At 37.3% G+C, this 11,770-nt stretch carries 12 protein-coding genes; 8 read left to right on the forward strand and 4 right to left on the reverse strand.

What is annotated here, in order from left to right:
- Positions 1 to 248: 248 nt before the first annotated feature.
- The 7 genes from AXA65_RS14575 (at position 249) to guaB (ending at position 8,612) form a co-directional block, all read left to right on the forward strand.
- Positions 249 to 1,628, forward strand: coding sequence for a hypothetical protein (locus AXA65_RS14575; protein WP_063970809.1), 1,380 nt, complete (start codon positions 249 to 251; stop codon positions 1,626 to 1,628).
- Positions 1,628 to 1,954, forward strand: coding sequence for a nucleotide pyrophosphohydrolase (locus AXA65_RS14580; protein ID WP_063970810.1), 327 nt, complete (start codon positions 1,628 to 1,630; stop codon positions 1,952 to 1,954). Before AXA65_RS14575 ends, AXA65_RS14580 begins: the two co-directional genes overlap by 1 nt.
- An 81-nt stretch (positions 1,955 to 2,035) precedes the next feature.
- Entirely contained in the window at positions 2,036 to 3,274 is a 1,239-nt protein-coding gene (locus AXA65_RS14585) for a 3-phosphoshikimate 1-carboxyvinyltransferase (RefSeq protein WP_063970811.1), read from the forward strand.
- Between the two features lie 451 nt (positions 3,275 to 3,725).
- Complete coding sequence (locus AXA65_RS14595; protein WP_063970813.1) at positions 3,726 to 4,397, forward strand: hypothetical protein; 672 nt, start codon at positions 3,726 to 3,728, stop codon at positions 4,395 to 4,397.
- Positions 4,398 to 5,192, forward strand: coding sequence for an SDR family oxidoreductase (locus tag AXA65_RS14600; RefSeq protein ID WP_063970814.1), 795 nt, complete (start codon positions 4,398 to 4,400; stop codon positions 5,190 to 5,192).
- 69 nt (positions 5,193 to 5,261) lie between these two features.
- Positions 5,262 to 6,899, forward strand: coding sequence for a POTRA domain-containing protein (locus tag AXA65_RS14605; protein ID WP_228391690.1), 1,638 nt, complete (start codon positions 5,262 to 5,264; stop codon positions 6,897 to 6,899).
- 252 nt (positions 6,900 to 7,151) lie between these two features.
- Positions 7,152 to 8,612, forward strand: a complete 1,461-nt coding sequence (gene guaB, locus AXA65_RS14610) for an IMP dehydrogenase (RefSeq protein ID WP_063970816.1) — start codon at positions 7,152 to 7,154, stop codon at positions 8,610 to 8,612.
- A gap of 70 nt (positions 8,613 to 8,682) precedes the next feature.
- Here the strand turns inward: guaB and AXA65_RS14615 are convergent, their stop codons facing one another.
- From AXA65_RS14615 to AXA65_RS14630, 4 genes are all read right to left on the reverse strand, one after another.
- Complete coding sequence (locus AXA65_RS14615; protein ID WP_063970817.1) at positions 8,683 to 9,375, reverse strand: T9SS type A sorting domain-containing protein; 693 nt, start codon at positions 9,373 to 9,375, stop codon at positions 8,683 to 8,685.
- Between the two features lie 11 nt (positions 9,376 to 9,386).
- Positions 9,387 to 9,965 (reverse strand): phage tail protein, encoded by a 579-nt coding sequence (locus AXA65_RS14620; RefSeq protein ID WP_185114330.1) that lies wholly within the window; start codon positions 9,963 to 9,965, stop codon positions 9,387 to 9,389.
- Between the two features lie 27 nt (positions 9,966 to 9,992).
- Complete coding sequence (locus tag AXA65_RS14625; RefSeq protein ID WP_063970818.1) at positions 9,993 to 10,472, reverse strand: phage tail protein; 480 nt, start codon at positions 10,470 to 10,472, stop codon at positions 9,993 to 9,995.
- Between the two features lie 108 nt (positions 10,473 to 10,580).
- Positions 10,581 to 11,174 (reverse strand): phage tail protein, encoded by a 594-nt coding sequence (locus AXA65_RS14630; protein ID WP_086048221.1) that lies wholly within the window; start codon positions 11,172 to 11,174, stop codon positions 10,581 to 10,583.
- A gap of 322 nt (positions 11,175 to 11,496) precedes the next feature.
- Between AXA65_RS14630 and AXA65_RS14635 the strand changes: the two genes are divergently transcribed.
- The gene (locus tag AXA65_RS14635; RefSeq protein ID WP_165596611.1) at positions 11,497 to 11,736 is read left to right on the forward strand and encodes a hypothetical protein; all 240 of its coding nucleotides are present in this window, start codon (positions 11,497 to 11,499) and stop codon (positions 11,734 to 11,736) included.
- Positions 11,737 to 11,770: the final 34 nt, after the last annotated feature.

Raw genomic sequence — 11,770 nt, forward strand, 5'->3', positions numbered from 1 at the left:
TAATGCACTACGGGTTAAAAGAGTAATAATTCACTTTTATTATCCATAATCCTTTCAATATTTTACGCATTGGAAGGATTTTTTGTTTAATATCATTAAAATATCTTCGTCATCACAAAATAAAAATTTAAATTTTGTAGTTTTGAAGATTAAACAAGATAAATGAAACACCTAACTACAAAATCTCTTTTGATGCAGAAACAAAATGGGTGTTACATCTGACCTAAATAAAAATTAAATAAAAACAGATGAAAATTAAAATATTCCTTGGCATTGCATTTTGGTCACTTTTATTATTAGCAGGATGTAATCGCGATGATATTTCGTTTGAATCGCCAACGCAACTGTTGAGATTCTCTACCGACACCGTTTTTTGCGACACGGTTTACAACCAGATGCGTTCGGAAACTTACGCCGTAAAAGTCTTTAATAATGAAGATAAAGATGTCCTGATTCCGAGAATTGCGCTGGAAGGCGGTAGCGGTTCTCTTTACAGAATCAATGTTGATGGGAAAGTTGGGACAAGTTTTGAAAATGTGGCGCTGAGAAGAAAAGACAGTCTTTATGTTTTTGTAGAAATTGCGCCTGTTGCCAATGCACCGGAAGCGATTGCAGAAGATAAAGTGGTTTTCAACACGCCGGCTGGTGAGCAAAAAGTAACATTATTTTCAGTTGTTCAGGATGCGGAATATTTCATCAAATCTGATTCGAATCCAAACATCATTTCTGACAATACGACTTGGACAAAGGATAAAGTAAAAGTGATTTTCGGAGATTTGACCGTTGCAGAAGGGAAAACTTTGACCATGGAAAAAGGCACGAAAGTCTATTTCCGAAAAAACAGCGGAATGAATTTCGAAAAAAATTCGATTCTTGACGTAAAAGGTGTTTTGGGTGATGAAGTCATTTTCCGAGGTGACAGAAGTGACACAAAATACGACACGCTTCCTGCTAACTGGAACGGAATCAAAATGGAAGAAGACACCGAATTGAAAATGAATTACGCTAGACTTTTCGGTGGAAACGTTGGTCTTCAACTGAAAAAGAATACAGCTACCATTAATAATACCATCATCCATACCTTTCAGAATGCTGGAATCTACGGAATTGCGTCAAATATTACCGCAAACAATTTGGTGATGAACAATTGTGGCGAAGCTGATTTTGCCATAGCTGGTGGTGGAACTTACACAATTAACTATTCTACGCTGGCCAACTATTGGAATCTGAATCCATCGATGAATGCCGCGGGAATCTATGCGAGTAACGTTTATCAAAATGGTGACGAACTTTTTGCTGGAAATCCAATCATAAATGTTAACAATTCCATTATTTACGGTGACACACCAGATATGATTTTGTTAAACAAAGTTGAAGGTGGAAGTTTTTCAACCAATTTCAAAAATTCATTATTGAAATTTACTTCTAACTCCGGATTGACAGTTGATAATACAAATACTGCAAACGAAGACCCAAAATTCCAGAATTACTTTACGCAGAAAATGAATCTAAGAGTTAAAGATGATTCGCCTGCAAAAGGAAAAGGAACTAATGCCAGTGGAATCACAGCTTCCGATATTGTTGGAAATCCAAGAGGCGCTCAACCCACAATCGGCGCATATCAATAATGGAAATCACGACACTCCAAAATCAGGTTGATGAATGGATAAAAACCATTGGCGTCCGCTACTTCAATGAGTTGACGAATATGGCAATGCTGACAGAAGAAGTGGGCGAAGTTGCCAGAATCATCGCCAGAAGATACGGCGAACAATCTGAAAAAGAATCCGACAAATCCAAAGATTTGGGCGAAGAATTGGCCGACGTCTTATTTGTTACGCTTTGCTTGGCAAATCAAACCGGAACAGATCTGCAATCGGCTTTCGATAAAAAAATGAAGGTCAAAACGGACAGAGACAAAGAGAGACATCAAAATAACGAGAAATTAAAATAATTTGTACACAGTATTAATGTAGAATGTATTCACGAATTAGAATCATTAATACTTTAATACTTTTTACATTAATACATAAGAATGATATTACAAAAATCTGAATTAATCGATAATCAAAAAATCCAAATTACCGGTTCGAAAAGTATTTCGAACCGTCTTTTGATTTTAGGGAAACTCTTTGGGAACATTGATATGTTCAATCTTTCCAACTCTCAGGACACAACTTTGCTCAAAAAAGCTTTGGAATCCGATTCCGAAATTGTGGACATCCATCACGCCGGAACTGCGATGCGTTTCCTCACGTCATATTATTCGATTTTTGAAGGTAGAAAAACAATTCTGACCGGTTCTGACCGAATGAAAAACCGACCTATCAAACCTTTGGTGGATGCGCTTCAATCGCTTGGCGCCGACATTACTTATCTTGAAAAAGAAGGTTTTCCGCCGTTGCAGATCATCGGAAAGAAATTAGAAAAAAATGTGGTTAAGATTTCAGCCAACGTTTCCAGCCAATTTTTGACTTCATTAATATTAATAGGAGGAAAATTGGAAAACGGATTGACCTTGGAATTGGAAGGCGAAATCACTTCTCGACCTTACTTGGAAATGACGTTGAAAATCCTAGACGAAATCGGAATCAAATCTCATTTTGCAGAAAATAAAATCGAAATCGTAACGCACAACAACCAATACAGAACAAAACGATATGAAGTGGAAAGTGACTGGTCTTCAGCTTCTTATTTCTATTCTTTAGCTGCAATTGGCAGAAAAAATATCACTTTAAAAAGTTACCACACACTTTCTTTGCAAGGTGATAGTGTCATCAAAGAACTTTATTTGAAATATTTCGGAATCAATACGGTTTCGGATTATGCAGAAAACTCGATCTCGCTTTTGCCAGAACCAACTTTCGAATATCCGGAATTAATCACTTTGGATATGAACGATTGTCCAGACATTGCGCAAACGCTTTGTGTGACGGCAACCGCTTTGAAAATTCCATTCGAAATTACAGGACTTCATACTTTAAAAGTTAAGGAAACCGACCGATTGGTGGCGCTTCAAAATGAATTATTGAAAATCGGAGCAAAAACGCATATCACGGTCGAGAAAATAGAATCTTCGGAATTCATAGAGCCTGAAGAAAATATTTCTATCGCAACTTACAACGACCACAGAATGGCGATGGCTTTTGCGCCGTTTGCCTTAATCAAAGAATTGAATATAGAAAATGAGGACGTTGTCGAGAAATCTTATCCTGAGTTTTGGGAGGATTTTGCAAAGGTGACGAGCAATGAATTTGAAGAAAAAATTGAATAGGTTATTTAATGAACAAATGTATTATCATTAAAATCAATCAGATTACAAAAATATTTATCATATTCATTTTGATATTTTGCATTTTAATGAATGTTATTGAAATTATTAGATTCTACGAATTCATTAATATAACATTGTCTTTTTTTGTAATTCTAATTTTATCAATATTTATTATAAGCCTTACTTTTGAAAATTACTTTACTACAATCATATTACTAATTTTCAATATCCTATTTTGGTATTATACAATTACAGAGAGAAAAGATTTATCTTGGTATGACAATCCTTTTAATCATTATGATAATGTTTTCATAAGTTTTGCAAACAACTTTATCCGTAACATTAGAATAATATTATACAGAACATTAGGAAATATCTCTCTAATAAACAATCTATTAATCTGGATAATTATTCTGCCTTACAGATTTTATAAGTTTTCAAGTCAGCAAAAATGAAACACTTTTTCTCTTTTTTCGCAATAATCTTTTTCTCAGCTCTCCAATCCCAAGAACTGAAAGATTTCACAATCCCAAAAGGTTACAAGAAAATCTTGGAAACAAAAGGCGACCTGGACAAAGATGGAAAAGATGAAACCGTCCTCGTTTTCAATACAGATAAAACGCCTGACTCAGAATCTCCTGGACTCGTAAGAAAGTTTTATATTCTAAAAAACGTCAATGGCAAATTGAAAATCTGGAAAGAAAATTCTAATTTGATATTTGATAGCAAAGAAGGATTCTATCCAGAAAGCAATGAATTAGAATTGAACATCAAAAATAATTATCTTGTGATTTTTCAATCCTACTTTTCAAATTCCCGACATACAGTGACATCAAAAAACACCTATCGATTTCAAAACGGCGATTTTTATCTAATTGGCGCTTTGGTAAAATTTGATGATACTTGCGAATTTAATTTCTCCGATGAAATCAATTTTTCAACGGGAAAAGTTATAGTTGATGAACAATACTCTGAGTGTGACAGCGGATACGAACGGAAAGTTCCGAAAAACTATTATAAAGAATTCACGCACAAACTTCCCAAATTGATAAAAATGAACGAGTATAAAATGGGAAAGAATGAAATCAAAATCCCTAATTCAAAAAAATCTTTTAATTTCTAAATGTCAAAAACAATCATCATTACAGGCGCTTCATCCGGAATTGGATTTGCCTTGGCAGAATATTTCGGGAAGAAAGGAAACAAAGTTTATGGGCTTAGCAGAAAAGTCGTAAGCTCCGATTGTTTCGTTTCGATTCCGACAGACATTACTGAAAAAGACCAAATAGACAAAGCCATTTCTGAAATACTGAAAACAGAAACCAGAATCGATGTTCTCATCAACAACGCAGGAATGGGAATGGTTGGTTCGGTTGAAGATTCTACGAAGGAAGACATTACGAAATTATTCAATCTCAATTTGATTGGCTCTGTCCAAATGATGACGGCAGTTTTACCAAAAATGCGCGAACAGAAATCAGGAAAAATCATCAATGTTTCCAGCATTGGTTCCGAAATGGGATTACCTTTCCGAGGATTTTATTCCGCTTCCAAATCTGCTTTGGATAAAGTGACAGAAGCAATGCGCTACGAAGTTTATCCTTGGAACATCCACGTTTGCTCACTTCATTTGGGCGATATCAAAACGAATATTGCAGAAAACCGTATCAAAACGAAAGTTTCCGAACCTTATAAAAACGTGTTCGATAAAGTTTATGCTTTGATGAATTCCCACGTTGGCGACGGAACCGAACCTTTGGATGTAGCGGTTTATATTGATGGACTTTTAGGAAAATCAAAATGGAAAGCTCATTATTATTTTGGGAAATTCGGCCAAAAGATTGGCGTTCCGCTAAAATGGATTCTCCCGCAGGGCACGTACGAGAATCTGATGAAGAAATACAATAAAATGGATTGATTTCTGTTTAACCACAAAGGCACTAGGTTTTTTCACAAAGTTCACAATGAACTAAAAATGGTGTCTTTTGTGAAAATCTTTGTGAACCTTGTGGTTAAAATTAAATATTTATTTATCTGTATTCTCTCTCTCTTCTGTGTTTTAAGCAACGCGCAGAAAAAAGAATATTGGCTCATCGACAAAGAAACCAATGCCAAAAAAATCGTTTCCGACTCCGCAAAAGCAGTCAAGTTTTTGGATTCATTAACGGAGAATTCATACTTCTTCACAGAACTCAAAGACGTCAAAAAAATAGAAAACCACACAGAGATCTATTACGACAAAGGCCCGAATTTCAATAAAGCCAATGTCAAATTTTCAGACTCGTTAGTCTCAGATTTAAAACTTCAAAAGAACGAACTCTACACAAAAAACTTAGATTCCCTCAGGAAAAACATCAATCAAAAATACCGGAACAAAGGCTTCGCTTTCAACCGTGTGAAAACCAAATTCCAGAAAATGGAAAACGGAATTCCGACTGTGAAAATTTCCGTTATCACAGCTTCTCAAAGGAAAATCGACGCGATTGTTTACAAAGGTTACACACGCTTACCGAAACAATTCGTTAAAGCTTTGAACAAAGAATATGTCGGTAAAAATTACGAGGACAAAAATCTGGTTTCGATGAATCAGCAATTGCAAAATCACCAGTTCGTGACTTTGGAAAAACCGCCACAGACTTTATTCACAAAGGATTCAACGCAGGTTTTTCTCTTTATGCAAAAGAAAAAAACCAACACGTTCGACGGAATGATCGGCTTCGGAAACGACAAAACCGAAAAATTTACCGTCAACGGAACGCTGAATGTCCAGCTCAAAAATATGTTCAACAGCTTCGAAAGCATCGGCGTTTACTGGCAACGAAATCCCGACAAAGGACAGACTTTCGATATGCAGACAGACATTCCGTACACATTTGGAAGCAATGTGGGTTTGAATGTCAACGTCAATATCTTCCGCCAGGATTCCACTTTTGCGAATGTGAAATTCCTGCCAGCCGTTTATTATCATCTTTCGCCACGTCAAAAAATCGGTCTTAAAGGCACTTTCGAGTCGTCGGCGATTTTGGATTCACTCTACACAGGCGGTCGCGATTACAGCAAAAAAGGGATTGGACTCTGGTACCAATATCAGGAAGGAAGCGACATTCCGCTGTTCATCAACAAAAGCAATATCCGTGTGGAAGCCGATTTCCTCAAGACCACTTATGACGACACGCAGGAAAAATTTGACCAAATCCGATATTTCCTTTTCGCCGAACACAACTTCAATCTATCTGGAAATCACTTTCTCAACATCAAAGCCGAATCCGCTTTACTCAGCGCCAAGAACGAATTATCCACAAACGAACTTTTTAGGTTTGGAGGTTGGAACTCGATGCGGGGTTTTAACGAGCAAAGTCTCATCAGCGATTTCTACGCATTTGCCGGCGCGGAATACCGCTATCTCGTCAACGACCAAGCCTTCTTTGACCTTTTTGCACAGTATGGTCAAATGTCAAACAAAGCTTTGGGAATCACGCCGAAACTTTATAGTTTAGGTTTGGGTTTCAACTTTTTTCTTCCCGTCGGTTTGATGAGTTTCCAGATTTCGAACGGAAACCAGTTTGGCAATCCTTTCAAATTCAATGAAATAAAAATTCATTGGGGAATCCTTAGCAGATTTTAATAAATGATAATCGAGGAATGATAGTTGATAAAAAATCATTCATCAATTATCGTTTATCATTTATAATTACTTGGAGCCGGGAACCTGCTTTCCTTTGCAATTCCTCGCGCCATCGCTTTTCCCAACGCTTGCTGTGGGATTTCCACTACAATCAGGGCTAAGATTTGGACTGTCTATATTAACTTTAGTTCAAATAAATAACTCTATTTTCAAATCCGATAAAAATAGCTTAATTTTGCACAGAAAGTAAAGATGTCTATTCATAACAAAATTGTAGAGGCAGCCATCACTTTCGATGACGTTCTATTAGTCCCTTCTTATTCAGAAGTTTTACCTAACCAGGTTTCCCTCAAATCAAGACTCACAGACAAAATTTCGCTTAATGTTCCCATCGTTTCCGCAGCAATGGATACTGTGACAGAAGCAGATCTGGCAATTGCACTCGCAAGAGTTGGCGGTCTTGGATTCATTCATAAAAATATGACGATTGCGGAACAAGCCGCTCAGATCAACAGCGTGAAACGTTCCGAAAACGGAATGATTGCAGACCCAGTCACACTTTCCAAAGACCACACACTTGCCGAAGCGAAAGCATTAATGGCCGAATATAAGATTTCTGGATTGCCTGTAGTTGATAAAAGCAACACACTGATTGGCATCATTACCAATCGTGATGTGAAATATCAAGAAAATCTTGAAGTGAAAGTGGAGGAAATAATGACAAAAAATAACCTCATCACTTCCGACAAAACCACGAATTTGGAAACAGCGAAAGAAATTTTGCTTAAAAACAGAATCGAGAAACTTCCAATCGTTGACAAGAAAAACAAATTGGTCGGGTTGATCACCATTAAAGATATCGACAATCAATTAGAATATCCAAATGCGAACAAAGACCAAAACGGTCGTCTTATCGTTGGAGCCGGCGTTGGTGTTGGCGAAGATACGATTGAAAGAATTACTGCATTAGTAAAAGCTGGTGTTGACATAGTTGCCATCGATTCAGCTCACGGACATTCGAAAGGTGTTTTGGATAAAATCTCAGAAATCAGAAAAAAATTCCCAGACTTGGATATCGTTGGTGGAAATATCGTAACGGCCGAAGCTGCGAAAGATTTGATAAAAGCGGGCGCAAATGTCCTAAAAGTGGGTGTTGGTCCAGGTTCTATCTGTACAACCAGAGTTGTTGCCGGAGTCGGCGTTCCGCAGCTTTCTGCAATCTATAATGTTTATGAATTTGCAAAAAAGAAAAATGTAGCGGTGATTGCTGATGGTGGAATCAAACTTTCTGGAGATATTGTAAAGGCAATCGCAAGTGGAGCCGGAGCTGTTATGTTAGGTTCACTTTTAGCAGGGACAGATGAAGCTCCAGGAGAAGAAATCATTTTCCAAGGAAGGAAATTCAAATCTTATCAAGGGATGGGTTCTCTTTCTGCAATGAAACGTGGCGGAAAAGAGCGTTATTTCCAAAGTGAAGCTAAGAAATTTGTTCCAGAAGGCATCGAAGGCAGAGTTCCTCACAAAGGAAAATTGGAAGATGTTATTTTCCAATTGACAGGCGGTTTAAGAGCTGGAATGGGCTATTGTGGCGCAAAAGATATAGAAGCTTTACAAAAAGATTCAAAATTAGTAATGATTACAGGAAGTGGTTTGAAAGAATCCCATCCGCACGATGTCATCATCACGCAGGAAGCTCCGAATTATTCTTTTTAAGATAATTTTAAAAATTCAAAATAAGAAAGGCTGCAAAAATTTGCAGCCTTTCTTATTTATAAACAAAGTTCTATTTTTTGATGAATTTCAGACTGTGGGATTGTCCATCAGAATTAATTATTTTCAGAATATAAATTCCTTTTGTAAGCTTTGAGACATCCAATCGGGTCTGGAAATCGGTTTTAAAAACTTCTTGTCCAGCCATATTGGTAATCAACATATTTTTTGCACTTTCGATTCCAGAAACATTTATAAAATCTGTAACCGGATTCGGGAACATTTGAATTTTACCTTTTGAAAAGTCTCCAACAGCAAGTGTTGTTGTATGTACATCTCCGGTCATTGTAGAATTGGTGGATGTAAGATTCCCTCCGCAACCATTTTCTGTAACGGAGGTATTCTCTACCCAAGAACCTACGGAATTGCTCGGCGGATTAGGTGCTCCATTATTTCCTGTAGAATTGTAATAGATCAAATAAGGCGCGACAAAATCGCCATTACCAGAATCTGCCAAAAACTCCCATCGGGTCTCAACGCTATTCCATTGTATCTTGAATTCACAAGTTCCTAGACCACCGCAAGACTGGACACCATCTATAGGTGTTGTGATGTAGATCTTTTTCCCACTCCCATCTGTTCCAGTATTGTTAAATACAAAATTCTGGTCATCAAATAGATTATGACATCCATTGAATGTGATGGTCTGCGCAGAGGTAATACCAAATGCAAATCCTACCGCTATTATAAAGTATAGTTTTTTCATGATCTTTGGATTTAGTTTTGTGAAGGAAATACACCTTGAAGAGCGATGATACATTTGAAAGTAACATACGGCTGTATATTGGTGTGCGGTTGTGAGCCTCCAGACGAACTCAGTACGCCATTATTCATAGCCACCGTACCATTGGAAGCACTGGTGTACTCTTTGTCCAAGACTTTGGTGTCCGCAGGCAAATTACCTTCCGGAGATGTTTTGTTTCCTGCTGATGTTACAGCATTGACCAAATGGTTATGCGCTGGCATTTCATTAATTGTTAAAGTATGAGCTTCCTCACCACCATATTCACCTAAATTATAAGTGGAATTATTACTGATAAGAACTCGGCTTTGGATGTTTGGTAACTGGAAAGTAGTTTGTCCATTTCCGCCATATGTTGTTCCCAATAAGGAAAACAATGCTTGGTTTTGATTAATTGACATTGTTTGTCCATTGCACTCTGCCCAACCTTTGGGAGCAAAGTTAAATGAAACATATAAAATCTGACCAAGGAAAGGTTCGCCATCTCCTTGAGCCTTTAATCCATTGGATGCCAACCCCAAAAGGATGAACATTAATAAAGTATATTTTTTCATGATGATCGAATTACTAATTTTAAAAACTTACGGGCGTGATGGATAGATACCTTGCAGCGCAATGATACACTTCAAGGTTCCATATGGCTGCATGTTATTATGAGGCTGGCTTCCACCAGAAATGCTTACCATCTGAGGGGCCATAGTTGTATTCGCGCTGGCATCAGAATATTCTGGGTCACCGGCTTTGGTATCTGCATGAAAGTTGCCTGTTGGGAGATTTTGGCTCCCTTCTATTTTTACAGCATTTGCAGTATGCGTATGTGATGGCATTTCTGTGGAAAGCAATGTAACACTAGCCGAGCCATTGGCTGTTCCTACCGGATAATTCTCACTATCGCCCATGACAGTTCTACCGCGCATATCTGGCAATGCAAAATTGGTAGACCCATTGCCACCGAACTGCGTACCCAAGAGCGAGAACAAAGCCGTATTCTGCTGAATGGGTAAAAGTTGACCTTCACAAGGTGCCCAATTTTTTGGTGTAAAAGTATAAGGTACCCACATGATCTGCCCAATAAATGGTGTATATTGTGCAGATACTTTGAGAGACAAAATCACTAGACAAAATAATAGTGAGATTTTAAATCTTTTCATGATGTTAATTTTTTAAGATTAATTCTGTGACGGAAAGACACCAAACAACGAAATAACACATTTCATAGACAAAGTTGGCATCATGTTGTCATGTGGCTGATTACCTCCTGAAACTGCGATCATACCAGGTTTCATTACAACTTTGGAAGCGCTGTCTGTGGAATTGGAATATTCTTTATCCAAGATCTTTGTGTTCGAAGGGATTCCATTGGTTGGAGAATTTTGATTACCGTCCGCCGTACTTGCCAAAACAGAGTGACTGTGATTTGGCATCTGATTGGTCGTCAAAGTAACCGATTCTACACCGGCGGTTTGCCCTATAACGTAAGGACTAAGACCAGTGCCTTGACCATCATCGATGATCACTTTTCCTTTTGCATTGGGAACTGCAAATGTGGATTGCCCGTCTCCCCCATATGTCGTACCTATCAGTGTAAAAAGGACTTCATATTCTGAAATTGGTAAAAGAGAACCATCACACTCATGCCATCCATTTGGAGCAAAATTATAGGGAACAAACATGATCTGACCCACGAAGGGCTGCTGTGCTTTCAGTAAACTTGAAAAAGAAAAGCTTACCATGATAAAAGCTAAAATAGAAAGTTTTTTCATAAGTATTGTTTTCACCAAATTTAACAAAAAAACAAACTACACTGATTTATTTTTTCCTGATTATTAGTATTTTACATAATTTCACTAATAATCCTTGTATTGCGCAAATCTATTTTGAACTCATTTTAACAGGTTATTAAAAAAAATAATATTTGCCTTTGAAAATAGCAATTTTCATTAAAGATTTTCTAAATTTGCAGCCTAGTTTTATGCCGTGAAAAAGTCCACATTCGTATCCCTTTTATTTATAACATTTTTTGTGATCGGTACACTTTCATTTACTTCAAGTAAGAAAGTGATAGCCGTTGTTTTCAATAAGGAAATGACGAAAAAAGACTTGCTAAGTTTGCAGAAGAACCTCAAAGAAAAAAACATCATTTTGGTTTTCAACAAGATGAAGTTTACAAGAAACAGATTGAGTTATATCGACTTCAGTGTTGATTTTGGGGATGGATTTTCCGGAACATCAAAATCCGAGATCACAAAATCAAAAGAAGTCGGATTTGTCCGAGATTATAATGAAAACGCCGAAGAACCTTTTGTGGTTGGCGAATTAAAATAAAAAAAGCTTCCAATTTGGTAGTCATGGTCGGAAG

Source organism: Chryseobacterium sp. FP211-J200, assembly GCF_001643375.1.
In the GTDB taxonomy this organism is placed as follows: domain Bacteria; phylum Bacteroidota; class Bacteroidia; order Flavobacteriales; family Weeksellaceae; genus Epilithonimonas; species Epilithonimonas ginsengisoli.